General features: G+C 38.7%; 18 protein-coding genes. 15 read left to right on the top strand and 3 right to left on the bottom strand.

Annotated features, from left to right (window positions below; genetic code table 11):
• Window positions 1-10 precede the first annotated feature (10 nt).
• From IW492_RS07900 to IW492_RS07835, 14 genes are all read left to right on the top strand, one after another.
• The gene (locus tag IW492_RS07900) at window positions 11-712 is read left to right on the top strand and encodes a type IV pilus modification PilV family protein (RefSeq protein ID WP_202067069.1); all 702 of its coding nucleotides are present in this window, start codon (window positions 11-13) and stop codon (window positions 710-712) included.
• 10 nt (window positions 713-722) lie between these two features.
• On the top strand, window positions 723-1,409 hold the full coding sequence (locus tag IW492_RS07895; protein ID WP_202067068.1) for a type II secretion system protein: 687 nt from the start codon (window positions 723-725) through the stop codon (window positions 1,407-1,409).
• Window positions 1,396-3,402: a hypothetical protein gene (locus IW492_RS07890; RefSeq protein ID WP_202067067.1), complete on the top strand. Its 2,007-nt coding sequence runs from the start codon at window positions 1,396-1,398 to the stop codon at window positions 3,400-3,402. The genes IW492_RS07895 and IW492_RS07890 overlap by 14 nt, the downstream gene beginning before the upstream one ends.
• A 13-nt stretch (window positions 3,403-3,415) precedes the next feature.
• On the top strand, window positions 3,416-4,969 hold the full coding sequence (locus IW492_RS07885) for a GspE/PulE family protein (protein WP_229442118.1): 1,554 nt from the start codon (window positions 3,416-3,418) through the stop codon (window positions 4,967-4,969).
• Between the two features lie 18 nt (window positions 4,970-4,987).
• Window positions 4,988-6,217 carry a type IV pilus twitching motility protein PilT gene (locus tag IW492_RS07880; protein WP_202067066.1) on the top strand — a complete coding sequence of 410 codons (1,230 nt, stop codon included), beginning with the start codon at window positions 4,988-4,990 and terminating at the stop codon, window positions 6,215-6,217.
• Window positions 6,217-7,428: a type II secretion system F family protein gene (locus IW492_RS07875; protein ID WP_202067065.1), complete on the top strand. Its 1,212-nt coding sequence runs from the start codon at window positions 6,217-6,219 to the stop codon at window positions 7,426-7,428. The genes IW492_RS07880 and IW492_RS07875 overlap by 1 nt, the downstream gene beginning before the upstream one ends.
• A 180-nt stretch (window positions 7,429-7,608) precedes the next feature.
• Window positions 7,609-8,100, top strand: coding sequence for a prepilin-type N-terminal cleavage/methylation domain-containing protein (locus tag IW492_RS07870; protein WP_202067064.1), 492 nt, complete (start codon window positions 7,609-7,611; stop codon window positions 8,098-8,100).
• Window positions 8,101-8,144: 44 nt separating this feature from the next.
• Window positions 8,145-8,900 (top strand): prepilin peptidase, encoded by a 756-nt coding sequence (locus IW492_RS07865; protein WP_202067063.1) that lies wholly within the window; start codon window positions 8,145-8,147, stop codon window positions 8,898-8,900.
• A gap of 37 nt (window positions 8,901-8,937) precedes the next feature.
• Window positions 8,938-9,972 (top strand): hypothetical protein, encoded by a 1,035-nt coding sequence (locus IW492_RS07860; protein WP_202067062.1) that lies wholly within the window; start codon window positions 8,938-8,940, stop codon window positions 9,970-9,972.
• A 3-nt stretch (window positions 9,973-9,975) separates the two neighbouring features.
• On the top strand, window positions 9,976-10,590 hold the full coding sequence (locus IW492_RS07855) for a hypothetical protein (protein ID WP_202067061.1): 615 nt from the start codon (window positions 9,976-9,978) through the stop codon (window positions 10,588-10,590).
• Entirely contained in the window at window positions 10,583-11,215 is a 633-nt protein-coding gene (locus IW492_RS07850) for a hypothetical protein (protein ID WP_202067060.1), read from the top strand. The genes IW492_RS07855 and IW492_RS07850 overlap by 8 nt, the downstream gene beginning before the upstream one ends.
• A gap of 633 nt (window positions 11,216-11,848) precedes the next feature.
• Window positions 11,849-15,745: a pectate lyase-like adhesive domain-containing protein gene (locus IW492_RS07845; protein ID WP_202067059.1), complete on the top strand. Its 3,897-nt coding sequence runs from the start codon at window positions 11,849-11,851 to the stop codon at window positions 15,743-15,745.
• 10 nt (window positions 15,746-15,755) lie between these two features.
• The gene (locus IW492_RS07840) at window positions 15,756-16,091 is read left to right on the top strand and encodes a DUF7006 family protein (RefSeq protein ID WP_202067058.1); all 336 of its coding nucleotides are present in this window, start codon (window positions 15,756-15,758) and stop codon (window positions 16,089-16,091) included.
• 188 nt (window positions 16,092-16,279) lie between these two features.
• On the top strand, window positions 16,280-18,862 hold the full coding sequence (locus tag IW492_RS07835) for an HAD-IC family P-type ATPase (protein ID WP_202067057.1): 2,583 nt from the start codon (window positions 16,280-16,282) through the stop codon (window positions 18,860-18,862).
• A 65-nt stretch (window positions 18,863-18,927) separates the two neighbouring features.
• On the opposite strand, the gene IW492_RS07830 is transcribed toward IW492_RS07835, so the two are convergent.
• From IW492_RS07830 to IW492_RS07820, 3 genes are all read right to left on the bottom strand, one after another.
• Window positions 18,928-20,379 (bottom strand): helix-turn-helix domain-containing protein, encoded by a 1,452-nt coding sequence (locus IW492_RS07830; RefSeq protein ID WP_202067056.1) that lies wholly within the window; start codon window positions 20,377-20,379, stop codon window positions 18,928-18,930.
• Window positions 20,380-21,152: 773 nt separating this feature from the next.
• Window positions 21,153-21,254, bottom strand: a complete 102-nt coding sequence (locus IW492_RS18635) for a tyrosine-type recombinase/integrase (protein WP_420705931.1) — start codon at window positions 21,252-21,254, stop codon at window positions 21,153-21,155.
• A 394-nt stretch (window positions 21,255-21,648) separates the two neighbouring features.
• Window positions 21,649-21,813 carry a hypothetical protein gene (locus tag IW492_RS07820; RefSeq protein WP_202067055.1) on the bottom strand — a complete coding sequence of 55 codons (165 nt, stop codon included), beginning with the start codon at window positions 21,811-21,813 and terminating at the stop codon, window positions 21,649-21,651.
• Window positions 21,814-22,128: 315 nt separating this feature from the next.
• Between IW492_RS07820 and IW492_RS07815 the strand changes: the two genes are divergently transcribed.
• Window positions 22,129-22,818: a winged helix-turn-helix domain-containing protein gene (locus IW492_RS07815; RefSeq protein WP_202067054.1), complete on the top strand. Its 690-nt coding sequence runs from the start codon at window positions 22,129-22,131 to the stop codon at window positions 22,816-22,818.
• Window positions 22,819-22,880: the final 62 nt, after the last annotated feature.

Genomic DNA, 22,880 nt, shown 5'->3' with positions numbered 1-22,880 from the left:
ATGGCTCATCATGAAGAAAAATAAAGAGGGGCGGGTTAAAACAGCTGTGACAGAGATCATAAAGAACAGACAGCTGGATGAACGAGGTTTTTCATTACTGGAAATACTGATTGCCATTGTTTTGTTGGGGACTTCGTTCTTGTTTCTGGCATCAATGATTTATCAAAATAATCAGGCAATTAAGCTCAATAAACGAAAAGAAGAAGCAATCTTTGTTCGTGAAGACATTAAAGAATGGCTGCTTTATAAATCACAGCTGCAGGATATTGCCAACTTAAATTCATTTGTTTTTATTGAATTCAAAGCGTCGCTTGACGAGGGACAGATAGCTAGAAGGAATCATTTGATTCTGGATAACTCCGGCATTCAAAGAGATATGCTGACAGGTAAGGGCAAGTATGGAGAGATTGAAGTGCCGTTGAGTGATGATGAGCGGGGAACCTTTATCCAAAAGCTTAAGTATCATTTGACGGATGCAGATTTTTTGCCGGAATCACTAAGAACGGATGGGAATCAATTATACATTGGTCAATATGTTGATCGTTTTAATGAAGAAACTGATTTTTTAGTGAGAGTTGTTGTGAATCACAAGGTTGGGGTTTCCGAATACAATCCGCGGACAGATGGTGTAAGCTTGAATATTTTAATTTATGACAAACAAAATGGCAGCTTGTTAACGGAAACTTACGTGAACTGGGTTGTTGAATCATAGGAGGGATATAGTGAGGAAGCTGTTGCAGGATGAAAATGGACTTTCAATGTTTGAATTAATTGGAGCAATTACCATTTTTGGGCTGGCTTCTTTCTTATTTTCCGCTATATTATTCAGTATTTTCAGAGCTTCTGTATTGCAGGGACAACAATTGGAGCTGCAGCAGACAGCTAATAATCTGGTTGCTCAAATGGAAGGAATCAGTAAAATTGAAAATATTTATAAAGATGCAGGGTATCGTGGAAAGTTTAACAGCGACTGGTCAGAGGCGCATATTGTCAAAATACTTGCTGCAGATAAAATGAGTGAGCTTCTGTCGATTGACCAGGGAGACAATCCTTTATACATTTCAGATATTTTAGATACCTCCAATCAGCGAGCCAGCAGTTATCATGTAAAGGATCAGAATATCAAGATTAAACTGATTCAGCAAAAAAATGAAAATGAAGTTACAAAGACTATTTACGCAACACCCAACTACCGGGATACATTCAGTATTCAAACCAGCGGAGTCATTCTTTTTTATAAAGAAGAGATTGAATTCAGCGATTATTACGACAGCTCTGCAGGATTATGGGCGCTTGAACAGCTGTTGGCTGAAAATGAAGCTTCTATTGTCTACAGCAGGAAATTTGTACTGACCTATAGAGATGATGAGAAAGCGAGCGGGGAGGTTCCTGGAAATGGAAGATGGTAAAGATGAAGCGGGCTATGCACTGCTCTATACACTTGGAGCAGTTTTACTGATCAGTATGATTGTCGGCGGCATTTTCATTTTGGCAAGAACCGTATTTTTTCAGATGGAAAGAGTAGACAGCTTGAAAAAGGCAAAGGATGTTGAAGAATATGCTTTGCAGGAAGCCAGCAGCCAGATCAAAAAGAAATTAGAGCTTGAACTTTCTGAACTTGAAGCGGGTAGCAGCTTTGGAACAGACGAAATAGTTCTGAGAAATCTTGTGAACGGCTGGATTGGTGATTTTGAACTTTCAGATGAGGGGCTCGGCAGCGGACAGCAGTTTTCTTACCGTACAACGTTTAAAAACAGTGATCTTAGTGCCAGAAAGATTCTGCCCTATGTACTTGATACGGATATAGGGAGTTACGGCTGGAAGCAGTCCTCCACTGATCTTGCGAAAGTGACAAATGTTGAGCTGACTTTTCCGATCAGTGTTGAGGTCACTGAAAACAGGAAGGGGACGGTAACAACTGCTTCCGCTCAATGTGAGTATATTTATGAAATACAGTGGGATGAAGTAGAGGTAAATGAGGAAATTGTTGCATTGGATGTATGGCGCAACGTATTTTATTCCTATTATCTGCCCAACAGTGCCCAAACAATTTCAGCCGATGAATGGATGCGAAAAGTTGATCGAATTTATCGTTACCAAGCAGATGTTCAGTACTTTGATTATACTTCCTATAATAACTATTCCAGCTTTCAGTTTGGCGAAATGAACGGACAGATACAGGATATTCGTGATGGACTTTTCTTGGATTTTTCAACAGGGGATAAAACGATTGGACAGCTTGGTTTTTCAGGGTCTTTATTTCTGGAAAACGGTGTAACCCTTAAAGGGATTGGGGGAGGTCAGCTTCAGACAGATAATTTACTTGTTTTAAGTAATGCAGCGAATCCCTCTGCTTCTCTTTTGAATTATCTGCAGGTTGATCAGGTTGTTGCAAAGATTGGGACATATATTGACTTTCCTAAGGAGCAGTCCAGATTTATTTTGGAATCAGGTCAGTTTACTACAAGTAATCTGCTGATAAACAATACAAATACAGTAAAAAAGGCTAACGTTTCTTCTGAAGGAGTACTTTTTTCAAAAGGGAATTTGATAGTGAATAAAGTTGCCGGAGCAGAAAATTTTTCTTTTGCCAACTATTCTGTGGAGGCGGGCAGGAAAAATCCCAAAGACAATTTGTGGACGGAGTTTTTAAAAGGTTCAATGGTTGTTGCCAGTTCCAGTTTGTTTGCAGGACCGATAAATGAAAACAGCTCCCTCCATTCGGAATCGGGAGATACTCGAACAATTGTGGTTGCGGGTAATTTTATGTTGACGAATGCAATGCTGTCAAGTGAAACAGGTGAAGATGGTTTTTCCTATTTTCAGGAGGAAGCAACTTTTACCCATCCCAATACACCTTCAAAAGTTACACTGGATGGTTCAGCAACCAAGATGATTGTCAGTGGTCAAAGCTTTATCGATTCGCCAAAAACGGAACGGCGGCAAGCGTTGACAGAAAATGATTCAGCTTCCTCTTTTAACGGATATTACAAGGATAAGGATTTCTGGAATAGTATCAGTTTAAAAAACGGTGCGGTGATGGAGCTCGATTATACAGGCATTGAGCCGTTCAATCTGGATATTCAAAAAGATTCTTATTTATCTTTAAAGACATTGCCTGACTTGGCGTTGTTTGATACAAGCTTTATTGAGTACAGTGTCAGCAGAAGTCAGTTAAACGGTAAGCTGATTATTCAGCCTTTCAATAAAAAAGATGCAACAAGTTTAGAAACAAAAATGACGAGTGCAGCAATTCCTGTTGAGGTAGTTAATACATTTGCTGAAGCTGAAGCTGCAGAGGATGGTCAGGTAGTCATCGTTATGCCGGTAAATACGTCGGATAAAGAAGCTGCACAGATCATTTCAAGAACATTTGATTATGTGGGAACCATAGATTATTAAAGGGGAGAGCAATGTGAGACAAGAAGAGCGACCAATTGGAAGACATCGGAGCAGACCTGTCAGTGAGCGTTCCTCGATCAAACATCAAACCATTGATCTTTTCAATAGTTCACTGGATAAACAATTACTGGAGCTGATTCCAAGAAGTTTTGCGAAACAGTATAGTGTGTTTCCGATAAAAAGAAAACGCAATCGTTTGGTTGTAGCTATGAGCAATCCTGGTGATTATGCTGCACTAAATGAATTGCGTTTGATTACAGGATTGTTGATTGAGCCGGTTAAAGCAAACGAGGCAGATATTCAACAGTTGATTGTTCGTGACTACCCATCAGAAATTAATATGGAAGGTCTGCTTGAATCAGATCTGCCGGAAAAGGAAAGTGCGGCATTCAGTGAAACGGGCAATGACGATTCGCCGATTATCAAACTGGTGAACACATTGATCCATGATGCGATTGACCGGAGAGCCAGTGATATCCATTTTGATCCGCAGGAAAAGTATCTGGCTGTTCGAATTCGAACAGATGGAGAAATGAAGGAATTGAAAATACTGCCAAAAAATATTCAGTCAGCAGTGACGTCACGTTTGAAAATTATTTCTTCTCTGGATATAACTGAAATACGTGTGCCTCAGGATGGTCGAGCAATGCTTAAAGACGGACATAAAATCATTGATCTTCGGGTATCTGTGTTACCGACTATTCATGGTGAAAAAGTAGTTATTCGGATATTGGATCGTTCCGTAGGTATTCGAAAACTGGAAGATTTTAAGTTCAATACTCAGATGCTGATAGAGTTTCGCAACCTTTTAAAGCAGCCTCATGGAATTATTCTTGTTACGGGGCCTACAGGTTCAGGGAAATCTTCTACTTTATATGCCGCTCTGGGAGAGTTGAACAAACCCAATGTCAATATTATTACTGTAGAGGACCCTGTGGAGTATCAGCTGGAAGGAATCAATCAGGTGGCAGTAAACAGCAGTATCGGCTTGTCTTTCGCCAGTGGATTGCGCTCTATTTTACGGCAGGACCCTAATGTTGTCATGGTCGGAGAAATCCGAGACGGTGAGACAGCTGAGATTGCCATACGTGCTTCTATGACTGGACATTTGGTCCTGTCCACACTGCATACCAATGGCTCTGTGAGTACCATCAATCGTCTGGTGGATATGGGTGTAGATACCTTTCTTGTTGCGAATTCTTTGGCTGGAGTACTTGCTCAGCGTTTGGTTCGAACTATTTGTTCGGGCTGCAAAATAGAAGAGACTGCTTCAGCAGCTGAAGCAGCCTTTTTAGAAGAAAATCAGCTGCATGCCCGCCGACTGGCCAAAGGGAAAGGCTGTGCAAAATGTGGGTATACAGGCTATCAGGGGCGAATGGCTGTACAGGAGCTGTTGACGGTAACACCGGAACTGAGAAGGATGATTACCAGACAGGCAACCAATGATGAACTGCAGCAGTATGTCCGTCAGCAGGGAATGAAATTCCTGATTGATGATGGATTGGAAAAGGTTCTGGCTGGCTATACAACAATTGAAGAGGTATTAAAAGTTGCTGCACAGGAATGACATATTGAATGAATGGGGATGAAGCAGTTGAGAGAGTGGGAAACAGAACGTCCAAAAAAGTACAGAAACAGAGAGCAGGAGGGAGTCACGAGACGTCGAATCTCAAATCAGGACTACCGTTCACGCTATTCAGAGGCAATGACAGCTTCTGATGATCCAATCCGGCCCGCTGCTTCTGCATCCGTCAGCGGTTCGGTTTCGCCTAAGAAGCAGTTGGACGACTGGCTTAGATTGGCGGTTGAAAAGAAGGTATCAGATATTCACCTTATTGAAGGAGTTCCGCCGATGTTTCGTCTGCATGGAAATCTGCAGCCGATAGAAGGAATGCCGGTTTTGTATTCAGATAAAATTTCTGCTATGGGGGAATCTATCTGTACAAAAAAACAATGGGCGGATTTTAATGAACTGGGCGAAGTGGATTTGGCTTATGAGTTAAAAAATGTCAGCCGCTTCCGGGTAAATATTTTTAAGCAGATGGATGAAGTGGCCATCGCATTACGTCAGATTCCCATTGAGATTCCAAACTTGGATTCTTTGGGTGTTCCAGATGCGTTGCGCAGAATGATTCACAAAAGTCAGGGCTTGTTTCTTGTGACCGGACCAACCGGTTCTGGTAAATCGACAACACTTGCCGCTATGCTTGACTACCTGAATGATACGAAAAAAACCCATGTTCTTACATTGGAAGACCCTGTGGAATATATACATAATCATAAGAAAAGCATTATTTCCCAAAGAGAAATCGGTCGGGATACAGCGTCATTTTCCAATGGTCTGAGAGCAGCCTTACGGCAGGATCCGGACGTGATTCTGGTAGGAGAAATGCGGGATTTCGAAACAATTTCAATTGCTCTGACTGCAGCTGAAACCGGGCATTTGGTTTTAGGCACACTGCATACATCCAGTGCTCCTTCAACGATTGAACGGATTGTTGATGTTTTTCCGGCAGAGCAGCAGTCGCAGGTTCGTACACAGCTGGCAGGAGCGCTTGTAGGTATCTTGTCTCAGAGGCTTCTGCCGACGCGAGATGGCAAAGGCAGAGCAGCCGCCACGGAAATGCTGATTAATACTAAAGGGATTGCCAGTATTATTCGCTCCGGAAAGACACATCAAATCAGCAACATGCTTCAAATGGGTAAAACCGAAGGTATGCATACGATGAGCGGCTCAATCACACAGCTGGTCCAGTCTCAACGTGTAGATGCAGAGATTGCAGAAAGTTATCTCGAAGAAGGAAGTGATTTTTAGTGGCGTTGTTTACTTATCAGGGGATGAAATACACTGGTGAGAAAATGCGAGGGAGTATTCGCGCTAATTCAGTAATTGAAGCGAACAGCCTGCTGAAAAAAAAGCATATTAAGCCGCTGTCATTAGTTGAGCAAAAAGAGACGGCAGCTAATAAGGAACTCAACTTGTTTTCCAAAATCAGTTTAAAAGTACTGGTCGCATATTTACAGCAGTATTCAACACTGATTACTTCCGGCATTACGGTGCTGGAAGCAGCAAACATGTTGGAGGAACAGCAGCAGGATAAGAAGTTTAAGAAAATACTGACAGAAGTAAAGCAGGATTTGGAGGCGGGGTCTACTTTGTCTGAAAGTTATCGTAAACATCCCAATGCCTTTCCGACATTACTGGTTAATGTTATTGCGGTAGCTGAGATGTCTGGCTCATTGGAGAAAAATTTACAGCAGATGGCCAACTACTATGAAAAAAGCTCTGCGAACCGCAGCAGTATAATCACTGCAATGATCTACCCAATCCTCATGTTGATAGCTTCTATAGGGGTAGGAATATTTTTAATGCTTTCAATCGTTCCTATGTTCGTGGGAGTTTTTGAAAGCTTTGATGCAGAACTGCCGTTGATTACGAAAATAACCATGAAGATCAGTGAATTTCTTCAGACTAGAGGGGGCGTGATTGTGTTGATTATTTTCCTTATCTGGCTGGGGATTTTCATCGGGAAAAAGAACCCTGCATTTCAGCTTCAATATGACACATTCAAACTGAAGGCACCGATCTTTGGAGAGTTTATCCAAAAAAGCTATTTCTCTGTATTTATGACGACGTTGTCTTCTTTATTGTCAAGTTCTGTTCCTATGGTTACAGCATTGTCAATGAGTAAAGAAGTTGTGAATAATCAGTTTGTTAGAAATATGATTCAACAATGTGAAACAGAGGTAGAGCAGGGCGGGAGAATCAGTGAGGTTTTTTCACAAAACAGTGTGGTCCCGATTCTGGCAACACAGATGGTAAAGATCGGTGAAAATACAGGCTCTCTTGAAGATATGCTGGAAAAGTTAAGCAAGATTTTTGAGGCTGAAGCAGATGAAATGAGTGTTCGGATTAAGACCATAATGGAACCTTTGGTTATGCTGATTATCAGCGGTATTGTCGGCTTCATCATTGCCGCAATTATGATTCCGATGTTTTCCATGTATGGTTCTATTCAGGGATAAAAAGGAATGATGAATATATCTGCTGAATTGAAGCAACAGCAGTAGATAGAATAATTTTTTGAGTGAATAACACTTGGAAGAATTTGTTCAACGTCGAATGTGTTATTAACTGGAAACCTAGACATCCAGTTAATATAGATGAACTATAAAATTAGAAACAATCAGGAGGAGAAACGAAAAATGATAGAAGCTTTAACGTTTCAAGAAGAAAGCAGAATGAGTCGTCTTTTAAAAGATGAAAAAGGAATGACTTTAATTGAATTATTGGCAACAGTAGTAATTTTAGCAATTATTGCTGGAATTGGTGTAGTAGCTATTGGTAATGTGATTCAAAACTCACGGGAAGATGCAGCAGTTGCAGATGTACAACAAGCTTTGAATGCTGCGAAGCTATATCAGGCCTCACCTACAAAGGCATTTGTACCTACTTCAACTTCTTTAGGCGAGTTTTCATTACAAGAGGTTATTGATGCAAAAATGCTTGAAGGGACTTCAAAGTGGGCGGATCCTGATAAGGTAAATTTTGTAATAGATACTGAGGGAACTTTAACGGTTTACATTCCGGCAGGACAATTAACTGCTGGCTCTAAAACATCCCAAGAAATTGGAACTACAACAGTAGGAGTAGATACCCAAGAAATTAATAACTTAAGAAGAGATAACCTGTTTTAATTTTTTAGTAATCCAACTACAACTATATGAAGAAGGAATTTTTTATGAATATATTGAGTTACACAATACCCTCAAGTATCGTTTATTGCTATATATTTGTCATAGGAATGTGTCTGGGCTCATTCTTCATGGTTGCAGGCTATCGAATTCCCCGTAAAGAGACGCTGGTGGGACGCTCGCACTGTGAGAATTGTCAGCATGAACTGGCCTGGTGGCAGCTGATTCCGGTTGTTTCCTATATTTTCTTAAGAGGGAAATGTAAATATTGTACATCAAAAATAGGGGCAGCTGCCCCTGTTTTTGAGCTATTTACCGGAACTCTGTTTATGGGTACGGCAATGCAGTTCAATTTTTCTCCGGAAGTGCTGGTGGGCTGGCTGTTGATTTCTTTACTGCTGATTATCAGTGTATCTGATGTTCTATACCAGATTATTCCTAATAAAGTATTACTGCCGTTTTTCATTGCAGCAGTTTTAGAACGAATCATCATTCCTCAAAATCAGCATTGGTGGTATCCGGCGGCTGGTTTTCTGGTAGGCTTTATTCCGTTATATATTTTGGGAGAAGTCAGTAAAAAAGGAATGGGCGGCGGTGATATAAAACTTTTTGCCGTGTTAGGTGTTTTTCTGGGACCTGTTCAAGTATTTGCTTCTTTGTTTTTCGCAGCACTTATTGCACTTATTTTTGCTCTTATCTGGTTTGCTTATAAAAAAGAAAGACAGAAGTATATTCCGTTCGGTCCCTTTATCGCAATCAGTTCAGTGTTGGTTTATCTAATTTCAGCAGGTATTGGCAGGTAACACTTGGGACTCTAAATTGAAAAAGGCAGGTAGTAAAATGTTTGGAAAAAGAAAACATGCCGCAATCGGTATTGATATCAAAAAAAATATTCTAAGATATTGCACGACAAGAAATAATCAGCTCGTCTTTGGAGAAAAAATAATAAATGGTTCTTTTTTTAAAAATGGCAAATTAAGAAATCCGGAAGAGTTCATTTATATTCTGCAACAAATTGCTGCAGAGGTACATAGGAGAAACCCGGATTTTATATTTTCTGTGATGAATGAAAAGCTTCTGATTCGTCAGGTACCTTTGGGAGATATGAAATCTGAAAAGGAAATTCGAGAGTTTTTGTATTTTGAATTAGGGGAATCAATTTCGTTGCCATTTGATAATCCTATTTTTGATTTGCTGATTCTTGAGCAGCAGAATAAGAAAAAAGTAAATAGAAGAAGAGGCAGACACCGTCAGGAAAAAAATGCTAAACGCGCCGTTAAGATTCAGCGCAATCGGTTTGCTGTAAACGGTAAAGTGCCGGTTGTAGTTACTTCGGCACCTCTTATTGAGGAGGTGGGAGATTGCATTCACCAAAGCGGCGGACAGCTTATAGGGGTAGATTGTAGTGCTCTGGTCTATTCTCGTATTTTACAGAAGCGTATTAATTGGGGAGAGAATTTTCTGTTAGTGGAGTTGGATGCTGGGATGGCAACGATCACTATTTTTGAGCAGTTGGTCCCTGTGTATGTTCAGCATGATGATTATAACCAGGTGAACTGGAAATTTTTGGAAACAGAACACGGCGTGAAAACAGAATTTAACCACGTTGTTGAACTGGAAGAACTGGAAAACCTGGGGATAACTATTCGAAATGTTGTCCACTATTTTGAAACGGAGATCTCTTCTGGAAAAGAGCTGGTACAAATTTATTTAGTGGGCGGGCATCCGCTGTTGACCAAGGAAGTTTTGAAGATCATCCAGGCAACAAATGAACTGCCGGTGAAAGAGCTGCAGTCACCGTTAAGGCTTTCGAATCAAAAACGTTTACCGGAACGCTTTTTACTGGCTGCCGGTTTGTCGATGAAAGAGGTTTGATGAATGAACGTTAACTTATTACCGAAAAAATTTATAAAAAATCGGGCCATGGATGTCATCATTGTTACGACAGCTTTGATTTCTGCGATCCTGATTATCGCTTTTCTGATTACACACCTCTTTTTCACAACGCAAGTACGAACCTATACTAACAATGTTCAGATTGCTCAAACAGAAAAAATTGAACTGGAGAATAGAATCAATGAACTGCAGCAGGCGCAGTCACAAGCGATGCAGGATTTTTTACTAGTTTTAAAGGGAGAACAAAAACTGATGGAGCCGATCATGAGTGCGTTTAATGATATTGCACATAAGCTGAATTTGACACTGATAAATTATGAAGTCTATCTGGCTGAAGGAGAAGCTGCAGGAAACCAGAAGTTGGTAGGAGAAGACGGTACAGAGCTTTTACCTACAATTACCATTAAATTCAGAGGAGACCTATTTTCCAATTCTCCAAGCTTTAAAGAGAATGTTGAAATGCTTGAATGGGTCTATGATTGTCAGCCGATCTCAATGAGTCGCGACAATGATTATGCAGAAGCGGAGTTTGCAGTTCGGCTGAAAATGGCAGATGTCCCTGTAGTTTTGATGAAGGGAGAGGCTGCTGATGAATAGAGTATTGTTTACCAAAAAACATATATCTATTTCAGTGTTGATTTTGATTGCCATCGTTTCGCTGAGTATCGTCAGCTGGTTTTTGATTATTGCGCCTAAAAGTAAGGAACTGGGAGAATTGAATCAAAAATTGTCTGCCGTTAATGAAGAAATCAAACAGCAAGATAATTTATTGAGAAAAGTGGAGAATCTGCCAACATTATTGGAGTCGGATACGGTTAAAAACGAACCGGTTATTCCCAATGGACTCCAATTACAGAAATATTTTGATCAGCTTAGACAGCTGGATGAATCATTGGGCATTTCTCTTCAGCATATTTCTTTTGACAATGCAGTCATCTTCCCAGATCCGGAAAGTGGTGAAAGTGGAGAAGTTTCCGCAGCCGGGCAGCTGAAACAGTTGCAGAATACGACCGTTGGAATTGACATTCTTGCGAGGAATGAATCAGATTTACTTAACTTTGTGAAAGAACTGGAGTCTGCGCAACGATTTACCAAAATTGGACAAGTGAGTTATCGCTGCAATCCTGATGCTGTCGGAGAAGATGCTTATGCTTTTTCAGCAAGTATTATTATGCAAATGTATTACATCTCTTATGCAGAAACCGGCAAACCAGTTGAATGAGAAAATAGGAAAAAGCTTTAATGAAAGTAGTTAAAAATGTGTTTCAGACTTGTTCTATCGGTTGTGGAAAACAGGTTCATCTTTTCCTGTGTTCACATGCAGAGAGTTGTGCAAATAAATTAATAGTCAACTTAATTGGCAGTTTGTCTTGCATGACCATAAGACATGCGACGAGCATTCAAAGAAGCAGACTTTTAATACAGGAATGAATTATTGCTAACGTATCTGATTGTCAGTTCGCATACCGCTGTCTCTTTGGATAGGGAATAAATTTTGATAAATTTATCCCCATCAGAGCATTGCATACCCTCTCACTAGTTTATTTATTTTAGTGAGACGGGCAATCCCACTAGCTGCTCGTTCCTATCATTGAACCACATAAGTTAAAATTTTCTATTATTGAATATCATTTATAAAATACCTTTTAATATAAATTACAATCTGATCGGAGTCCTGGATCAAGTACTGTGATTCAATACTGCCCATTGTAACGCGTTTACTTCACTATCTAAGACAGCATAATTAGATTGTTGCAAGTGAGGGGCGAAAATAGATTGTAAATCTTTGTATATCAAGAATTTGGAAGGTTTAGGTGAATATATTTTGAATTACCTATTGTAGAGGAGGAAACAGATGAAGAAGAAACGCAGAAGAATTGTTCAGCCTAAATTGCTGATGGTAATAGGCAGCCTGCTGCTTACAGCATCTTTACTGGTTATCCTGGTTATTAACTTTTTGGGGAATCTTGGGAAAAACAACTATGTTCTTTCCAGTGAGTACAATGATCAGCAGAGTCATTATTATGTAACGATTGAAATCAATCAGCCAAAGGAGGAAACGATCCTTTTCCAGTCAACAGATGCTATGTCTGTCTCAATGGAATCACTTGAGGATTTTCAGTCTGATGAAGTGGAGCTTACAGAAGCACCGAATGAAGAAAATGGGGTTCAGCTAAAAATAAAGGCAGCCAATAAAAAGGTTCGCCTGTCATTGCCGATTCCCATTCTTGAAACAGAGGAACAAACCTTCCAGGTAGTTCGAAAAGGCAAGGTAATTAAAAAACACAAGGTAGCTATTTCAACAGAAAATCTTGAAGCAGCCGAGTTGGAAGAGGTGGGAACCACAGCAGAAACAGAAAAACTATCATCTACCAATTCGGTAGTAAGGATGGCTGACCTTTCGTTGAAAAATAGCAAGAATCAGTTTGTATTGTTGGATGACAGTCAGTCAGAAACTGCTGTTGTCAGCACGTATCAGGAGTTGATTACAGCAGTAAACACTGCAGCTGTTTCTAAAATTGAATTTGCTGAGAATATTGTTGCCACAAGTACAAGACTGGCAAATATTACCAGAGATTTAACTATAGACGGAAAAGGGTATGCTTTTACAACGACAGCCAATACAGCGTTTACGTTGGGAGATACTAAAAAGGCAGATTGTACGTTTGAGCTGTTGAATCTTTCAGTAAATTATTCAGCTAGAAATGATGGCTTTATTTTTGCTTCTAATACAGCAGTTTCTTTTTATTGGACGGTTAATATCCAGAATGTTGAAGGCTCTTATGAGCAAGTTGGTACAGCAGGCCCCTATTTTCTAAGTATCCCTCAGGGAAATGTCAACATACAGGGAAGATTTTATTGGTACAGCAGCAATACCATCCCGTCTTTAAACAATTTTAAAGGAGTAATCTGTGCTTCAAATGTTCATATAACAAATAATGCAGACGTACGAATTACAGCGGCGCATACGATTATTCGTCTGTATCCTGGAACAAATTCGGTTGAAACATCCTTGATTATAGATCAAGGTTCAAAGGTCGTCTTGGCCAGTGATTTGCGACAAGCAGTCTGGGCAAACTATGAGGGGGCTAGTAATGTGATCGTTTTTTCAGTAGTAGGTGAAGGGACGACACTGACCGCTACGTCAAAAGGGTCATTCTATGGTTCTGACGGCGGGGTTATCACGCTTCAGGGCAGTGCAAAAGACGGACGTATTTCCAAGACAGAGGTTTTGGGAGGAGCGGTTGTTCATGTCTATGCGCAGGCTTCAAGCTCTGAAGCAGGAAAGGATAATCCAAGGACATCCTCAGCATTTGTCAATCAGGTTATAGACGGCGTTTTTAATCTGGATGGTGAGGGCAGTATTTTAACTTTGGAAGCAGATGGTGAAGCACATAATTATTGTTCAACATTACGCTTTCGTCTGGTAGGTGCACAGACATTTTCTGTTACGAACAATGCAGAGATGAATGTGATTAAGCATTCTGGGGCAGCAGCAGCGGTAAGACTGTATGGTAGAGACAACAGCTTTATTGCTAAATCCGGCGGCAAGGTGAATATTGTGAAAAACGGAAATAACCGGGCGCAAAATGGCGGTGATACAGGTGGTCAGCAGGCGATACAATTCACTGTTGATTCCTATGGCGTTTCACTTTTTGAAATCGAGGATCCTGGAAGCACCATTTATGCAAAATCTTCTGATGGTCCTGCAATTGAAGCACTAAGTGGTGATTTCCGGTTCATCATAGGAAAGGACTCAACCTTTCGGATGGAAGGAACAACCTATGGCGCAGAACGAGGTATTGTTCATGCTGGAGCAGCCCAAATTGATATTCAAATAGATGAACCCATCTTTTATGATTTTAGGAATAATCGTATCAATGGCGGACAGGTTTTTTCAACCGGTATTTTTGGAAATAACCAGACGTTTACTTCAAATAATGTTAGTCTTTCTGTCTGGAAAAAGAAAAACAATGTTGATTTGGATGCAAATCCTGATGTTTTTTGGAGCAAAATCGGCTATGAGTTGACTGGGAGAGATTTTAAGACTATTTCTTACTCTGAATTTCCCGGTCAGTTCAACGCCACTAATTATGAAGGAGCTGATAAGTATACACGAATGACTGGTAATAACTATCGGGCGGTTGTTGATGAACTGAGAGTACCTACAAATGCGGATAAACATGTTTATGGTCATGTAACGGTCCCATATTCTGATGATGGAAGTGAATCCAGAGATGCTTGGGAAGAAGAAGTTTGGATAACCCTTCAAATCTTAAATGCTGACGGTACTGAAAAAGAAAAGGCGATTGTGTCCACAAAAGGGATGAATGATGTCCTGCCGGGTGTAGCTGTGTATGGTGAAGCAGCCAGAGGAGGTATCTTTGAGTGGGAATTAGACGATTTTCTTCGTGAAGGGGAACGGGTCAACGTGCTGGATGCCTATCGCGGCGGTTCCATGGATGCTTCTTCCAGTCAAAATATTCATAGTAATGCAGAAGACATCAAGGTTGAAACAGTCGTTGTTCAGGATGTCACTCCTCCAATGAGTCTGACAGGTGATATGGAAAAAGTTACTGATACAACGAAGCAGTTGACTGGAATGATTGATTTATGGGATGAACGAGATCAGAAACAGATGGACAAAGTACTTATTTTTGCGAAAATAGGTGAAAATTTCCTGACAGACAATGATGGAAATTTATTGTATGAAGAAATTACTGCAGATAGTGAATCTGTCTCAGATTCAGAACTGACAAAGAAAAAATGGGTGTTTGACTTATCTGACTATCTGCTTGTAGGAGAAACTATTGAAATCTTTGCAAAAGATACTGCTGATGTGGTAGGGACAAGCGGGGCACTGCCGGATACATTTACAGACACCCCTAATGGAGCGGCAGGAAATATTAATCCGTCGGCTTTTACCTATGACAGCTATGAAGGGTATCATGACGCGGTTGGTGACCAACGGTTTACTCCATCACTATATTTTGAGGCAACAGCAGCGGCGCCGTCAAACCCGGAAATCATTATTGAGGTTCCGGAAGGATTTGATCGTAATGAGGAAGATATTCCGATTTTAACAAAAGGAAACCAGCTGCTTTACGAAATAACCGTTAGAAGCGGCGACAGCAGAAATTCCGGAAGGGATCCTGTTAAAAAGCCGAAAGTAACAGTGACTTTATCAGATCAGCTCCAGTATGATTCATTCGATAAACTGTTGAATAATTCGGCTGTTGATTCTTATGAGTATAAATCAGCGGAAAATACACTGGATGTTTACCTGAAATCAGAATTGAAGCCAGGGAATATTGTATCCTTCAGTTTAAGTGCGGTAGTAAAAGATGATACACAGGCTATTAAAACAACAGCAACAGTTATCGGAGAATCCACACTTGAAGAACCATTTATTATTGGTCCGCCAAATGATACACATAATCATAAACAGCTCAGTGCAGAAGACAGTGTACTAGTTGTTCCTGGTGTGAAGAAGGAAAGCGGTGAAGCTGTCTATCTGTCTGTGGTCAATCAGCGATTGAAGGTTTTCTATTCCAATATTACTGAATTTACGGTGTATATGGATGGCAGTGTCTATAAAACGTATACAGTGCCATTAAAAAAGACAACAGATTCAATGCAGTTGGATATTCCAGTTGATGAAATTCGAAATAAGATTTCTGTAAAATATAATGATGGAGCGGTCGATAAATGGGTGTACTGGAATAATAAATGGGACTTTGTTACAGAATAGGAGTGATAAAATGAACTTTTCTTGGGAACGTGAATTATCTGGATTTTCTGATGGAAAAATAGATCAAACAACAGAAAAATATTATAAGGATCTTCAAAATCAGGCTGTACATCTCATAGCAAAAATAAATGCAGAAAATTTTTCAGAGAGTATTTCGAAACTTCATGGAATTGACGAGAAATGCCAGCTGCTGTTTTTCTATATAGGACATATGGAGGAAGAATGGTTTAGAGACAGTTCTGAAATGATTACCTGTATTGAAGCAGATTACTTAAAATCCTATTTGGAAAAACTACCTGCTCAACAAGCATACGAAAAAGGGGCATTACTTTATACAGTAAGTTGAATAAAATAGAAAGTGGTAAGGATTCAATTTCTTAAATCATGTTTAAAATTGTGAAAAAAAATGGGGATGGGACAGATGCTTGTCACGCCCCATTTTTTTCATATCTGGCTGAAAAACGTGACCTCCATAAATCCTGGAAGCTCGTATACTAAGAGTATAAATAGAAAGCTCACAGGAGGAAATCAGCAATGAAATGGCACAATCTAAAAAAAGAAGACATTACTCGAAGTTTAAATATATCATCTGAAGGCATGAATCAGAAAGAACGATTGATGAAGCTTCAAAGCGAAGGACCAAATAGTTTATCAGAGAAAAATGAATTGAAGACTTGGCAAAAGCTGGGAAAGCATTTTATCGATTTGTTAATGATTGTATTGATGGTTGCTGCATTGCTGAAAGGTATTACGGGAAGCTATGTTGAAATGGGTATAATTTTAGCTGTTGTTGTGATTAATGGACTGATCGGTTATTTTCAAGAGCGAAAAGCAGAGGAATCATTGAATGGTCTGAAGCAGATGATGGGACAAGAGGCGGTTATCCTTTCAGAAGGAATCAGAAAAACGGTGGATTCTAATACGCTTGTGGTCGGTGATATTGTGGTTCTGCAAAGCGGTGATGTTGTTCCGGCGGATATTCGATTATTGGAGACGCATGAGTTAGTTATAGAAGAATCTGCACTCACGGGAGAATCTTTGCCTGTTGAAAAGCAGGAAGAGGAATTGGCAGAAGATACCCCATTGGGCGATCGAACCAATATGGCATTTTCAGGAACGTTAGTACAGGCCGGTTCAGGAAATGGTGCAGTTGTTGCGACAGGCGATGAGACACAGATTGGTCAGATTAATGCGGCATTACAATCTGTTCAAAAACAGACAACGCCTTTAATTCGAAAAATGAATCAGCTGAATAAGCAAATTTTTAAAGGATTGATGGGCTTTATCGTATTTCTGATTTTTTTCACAACCTTCAGATATGGAATGAATTTCAGCCTGCTTCTTTCTTCTGTTATTGCATTGATTGTGTCTGTGATTCCAGAGGGGTTGCCGGCAGTTCTAACAATGATCTTGTCTATGGGCGTAAAGGAAATGGCACAGGAAAAAGCAATCGTTAAAAGTATGCCGGCAGTGGAAACACTGGGAGCGATGACCGTTATTTGTTCGGATAAAACAGGAACCCTGACAAAAAACGAGATGACTGTTGTGGATATTGTTCTGCCAATGGACAGCGAAGAGGCTGACAGAAAAATGAGTGCTGAAACCAGGCTTTTCTCCATTATGAATAACTGTCAGGATTTGAAACTTCAGGAAGATCAGCAGCTGGAAGAGCTAAGTGGAAACCCAACTGAACTGGCATTGCTGAAATATGTAGATCCGCTTTCTGTACCGTATCTGGACAAACTGGAAAAAATTCCTTTCAGTTCTGCTTACAAGTACATGGCAACTGTTCATCGCAATACGGAAGGTAAAAAAGTGCTATTTGTAAAAGGGGCTCCAGAAGTATTGCTTGAAAAAGCAAAGTTATCCAGTGTTCAACAGAAATATTGGGAGCAAAAAGCCGCTGACTTGGCTAAAGAAGGACGTCGTGTTCTTGGCTTTGCTTCAAAAGAATTAATTGAAAATGAGCTGCTAACACATGAAATTTTGAATGAGCTGACAATGATAGGGCTGACAGGAATTATTGATCCTCCGAAAGAGTCAGCGATTCATGCTGTCAAAGAAGCACAACAGGCGGGCGTTGCTGTAAAAATGATTACAGGAGATCACAAGGATACCGCTCAATCAATCGGCAGACAAATTGGACTGAATCATACTGCACAGGTATTGGAAGGAAAAGAGATTGATTACTTAACAGATGATGAGTTACAGATGAAAGTAAAATCAGTTGATGTTTTTGCGCGGACAACCCCGGAGCATAAGCTGAGAATTGTAACGGCTTTGCAGCAAAATGGCGATGTTGTGGGAATGACCGGAGATGGTGTGAATGATGCACCTGCGTTGAAAAAAGCAGATATTGGTATCGCTATGGGGATTAAGGGAAGTGAAGTGAGCAAGCAGGCTGCAGATATGGTATTGGCAGATGATAACTTTGCGACAATTACCCGTGCGGTAAAAGAAGGGAGAAGAATTTTTGACAACTTGAAAAAGACAATCAATTTCTTCCTGCCGACAGCATTAGCTCAAGGACTGATTGTAATTTTTGCTCTTTTGACTAATCGGGAACTACCTTTGACACCAGTTCAAATTCTTTGGGTGAATATGGTGACAACCATTACATTGTCTTATGCACTTGGTTTTGAGCAGGCGCATCCGAAAATTATGCAGCGGATGCCGAGAGATCCAAAAGAGCCGATTCTTTCTGGCTACAGCCTATTTCGAATTCTGTATGTATCTCTGTTGATTACGATTCCTGCCTACCTGCTGTCAATGCAGTATGACAGTATTCAGGTACAACAGACCCTACTTTTACAAAATATTGTACTGGCACAGGCTTTTTACATGATTAACTGCAGAGAGCTTCTGGACCCGGCAATTAATAAGAACCTGTTTAAAAATCGGGCCCTTTTCATCTCACTTGGATGTCTGGCCATTTTGCAGGGGGCAGTTCTTCTTCTTCCAATCGCACAGAATATGATTGGGACAACAGCATTGTCACTTAGCCAACACCTGCCAATTCTGCTGAATACATTGATTATATTCCTCGTTGTAGAAGTAGAAAAGCTGGTGTCTAAAAAAATTAAAGCAAGAAAAACAGCAAAAGAAGTAATGATTTAATTTAAAAAAGCCTATTTACTGAAAACAGCCAGAATGCTGAACAGTAAATGGGCTTTTTGTATTTTTTAGAGGTAAAAAGGGCGAATAAGCTCCCTGATTTCCTGCATTTCGTTTTGTGTGGGAATGGAAGAGACATAAACAACTGTCTGTTTGGATTGGTATTGCAATGGATAGTTTGAAATAATAATATCATTTTCTTCTAACTGATAATTGCTGAGCTCATCTGTATTCAGGTTTTTTAAATGAACCCTGTTTCCCAGAAGATCCTGCAGTTCTCTGTATAAAAAGCTTTTCCATGCTGGTTCACCTTGGAAAAGAAAATAAGCTGTAATTTGTCGTGGACTGATACTATACAAGGCCTCTTTGATCAGAAACGCTAAGGTATTAATAACATAGCCTGAATCAGACAGATAATCTAATCCATAATTTTTAACTTCTTGACTGATTAACTGGTATAGCTCCGGAAATCGGCGCTGACTCAATGATGAAAGCTCATGATATTCCAATAAAAATTTATCAGAAAGCTGTTTGGATTCAAAATATTTTAGTAAAAACAGCACAAGATTCTCTGTCAAATCTGATTTATCTAAGTTATTTTGATTTAAAGCGGCAGACAAGCCGCTTACAAAACGATTCGCTCCGGCAAACAAATCAGGATATTCTTTTAATAGAAGATTTTTCAAAAAGGCATCAGGAATAACACTGTAATTCCAGCTTTCAATGAAACAGAAAAAGGCAAAGAAATGCTCCGTTTTATTTAACCGAATACCTTCAGAAGCATACAGTTTTTCCAGATCTTTATGATAAAGTTTAAAGAGTGCATCTTCTTCATCAAAATGAAAATCCTCTGTTAAACATCCGGCCTTGATTCGAATTGTATTTATGAAAAACCAGCAGGTGCCAAAAATTTCTTCTGTTTCAATACCAATACCTGCTCGTGAAATTCTTGCAAGAAAATCACGGTAATTGGTTTGATGAATGGCATATTCCTCGAAGAAAAAATTGTTATGAGTAAAGGGCAGAAGCAGACGATGGTAGAAGACACGAATACTTGATTCTTCACCTGTCAAAGAAATAGCGGTGGCAGAGACAGTAATGCGCAGCTGAAAATCTTTTAATTTCTGATTAACTTTTTTAGTGTGGCGTTTTAGTGTTTCAAAAGAAATTCCGTGAGTGTTAACAAAGGTCTGTACTGCGAGTTTTTTTGAAAAAAGTAATTTCTTGATAAGTTGAATACTGATGGAATCCTTCATGAAATATTCCCAGACTTCATTAGTTGTTGCATAGTCAGCAGAAATAAGCGACAAGCCATTATTCCCATCGGCTTCCAGTTGCCATCCCATAGGTAAATCGCTTCTCAAAGATTGGATATCATTAAAAACAGTTCGTTCTGTTGTACCAATATTGGCCGCCAGTTCTTTTGCGGTCAATTGCGGATGATTTACTAAATTTTCGAGAAGACTGATTTTTCTGCTTAAATCTTTTTCAGTAATAAGGTTTTTTGCTAATGAATACATATAATTTTCTCCTCTTGCTTATTAAGTGAAGTATACATTTTTTTATGAAAAGCCTCAATGGGGAACTACCCGTAAATACAATAAAAGCATGAAAAAATATTTTTCTGAAACTGTAGAAAACTTTCTAAAATACATGGTTATTAATCAGAAAATTTGCAATTGGTACGTAATAACTGTGAATTACAAGAAAAGGCCGTACAAGTAATCTCCCGGTTGTTGAAATTCATGCTTAATTTATAGTAGGTTTCCGGCCATTACAGCACTTTGCATCATCATTTTTAAATTTTTATAGCTAAAATACTTATTTTCAAATATAGGAAGAATATTCTTGATGACTCTTTAATGATTTATAATAATTGCTGAAATTGTTGCCGAGCAATCGTTTCAACTACTTCTCTTCTTTTTCCTACAGTGAATCAGTATAGGTATCCAGTGTGGGTTCAATGGAAGTATGGTCTAGTAATTTACTTAATGAAGAAATAGCTACTCAGCTTTCTATAACCGCATACAGCGGAGGTATATCTTAAGGTATTGAAGTTAAAAGATTCAATGTTACATTTTACAATTGTTTTCTTTAAGCTGTAATTAATTATTCTTGGTTCCATAAAACTGACATTGTTTGATGCGATATACTCTGAAACTAGCTGTTTTTTCTTTTATAATAGATAGATGTTCAAATTTTTAGCCAATGTAATCTTGCGAAATACTCCTTTTATTTTTTGACTATTTATGATTATTTTTATTTTCTTTAAGTTATCTGGAATAGGAATTCTTTAAAGTGTATGCTTAATATTTATAATATCTTCAGTAAAATCAATATCTGTCCATTTCAACCCGCACAGTTCTCCAATTCTCATTCCTGTTGCTAAACCAATAATAACAGTGGAACAATAGTTTTCTCGAAGTCCATATAATTCAAGCTTTTTGCAAGTGAAGGTACATGTTCTTTGAATATTTAGTGTTTATTGCACACGTCTAAGATATTTTTGAAATATAACAGAAATGTTTCCGGACGTATTATCCTAATATTTTTTTGTGATAAATAGTAAAAAAAACCTAGATACATTATTTTTTATAATAAAAATATTTTTTTCTTACTAAAAAAGCTGATATGATTTCTGAATTTCACCTCGTAGCTAATCTATGTAGATTGTTTTACTTGTTTCTTTATTACTTCCCGCAGCCAGTAATTCATCCATTCTTCTACAAAATAATATTTCTGAATCTTCTATAATGTTATGTTTTTTGTTGACAATTTTTCACATATTTCTATATATTCATTCCTATAAGTATACTTGTAAACAATTTTTTCTTTTCTATTTTGGGCTTTTTTATACCTGTCTTCCCAGCAGCCATCTTTCCGCTTGCAATTTTTTTCTCCTCTTCTGACCATATATCTACCACTCTCCATTTGACGTTTTTTTTGATAGTCAATAAAATCTTTCTCAAGAAGATATCTTTTAAAATGCTAAAAATAATGATTGTATTTTAAGTTCCTCTCATTTTTTTCTTTTAAATGTTAAAAACATGAGAAATTTTACTTATATTTTATATAGACTTTAAAAAATACGTATATTATAATTTGGATTGTCGAAGATAATATTTAAATTTGATTTCTTGTGATACAAAGAAATAATTGTTTATCTGCTCATATCTGAAAAACAATCTAAATAATCATAATTTTAAGATATTATTTCATTGGAAATTTTATTTTTATCTCAAAATAATAAAAGTGAAGGAGGAAGATACATGTATAACATAGGTGTGAATCATTCAGCGAAAGAATTTGAGTCTACATACATAGAGAATATAGAAAAGAATAGATACAATGTCTTGCAAGTTGATAACGAAAATATGGATAAGGTTGTAGACAATCTGGATGGAGTTGTTCTTAAAGAAGATAGTGATCAGAATATTGGTGTAATCTGTGGGTTGATTATGAAAATCAAAGAAAAATCTAATCCGCTTATCTGGGTTCTTTCCGATCAGCCATCTGCCCTTCAAAAAGTTCTTTATCTTCAACTGGGAGTAGACGGTACATTTACTTCAGAAACAGCTCCTGAAGAAGTAAACCTGATTATCAGAAATTCATTGAATCGTTATCAAAAAGTGAAAAATAAATCAACAGAGCCTGAAATTGAAAAAGGATTGGGGATTGAATTGCTGCCATATAACCTGAGTATCAAACTAGAGGCAACACAGCAGGAAATTCCTTTAACCAAACTGGAATTTCAATTGATGAAGCTGTTGTATGACAATTTGCATGTCGGCGTTTCGTATAAAGAGATTTACGAGTATGTTTGGCAAAAGCCATATAAAAATAATAAATACAGAGTAGCAAATCTTGTCTTTCATTTGCGATCCAAATTGGAAGGTGCCGAAGTTGAATCAGTAGTTATACGAACAGTTCGCTCCAAAGGATATATGTTGTCAGCCTAGTTAATGGAATAAAAACTGGACAACAATCCAATGTAGAAAAAACAAACAATTATATAGTATTT

Origin of the sequence: Enterococcus sp. BWB1-3, assembly GCF_016745275.1 — a bacterium.
GTDB lineage: Bacteria > Bacillota > Bacilli > Lactobacillales > Enterococcaceae > Enterococcus_L.
This window is presented reverse-complemented; position numbering and strand designations above follow the sequence as displayed.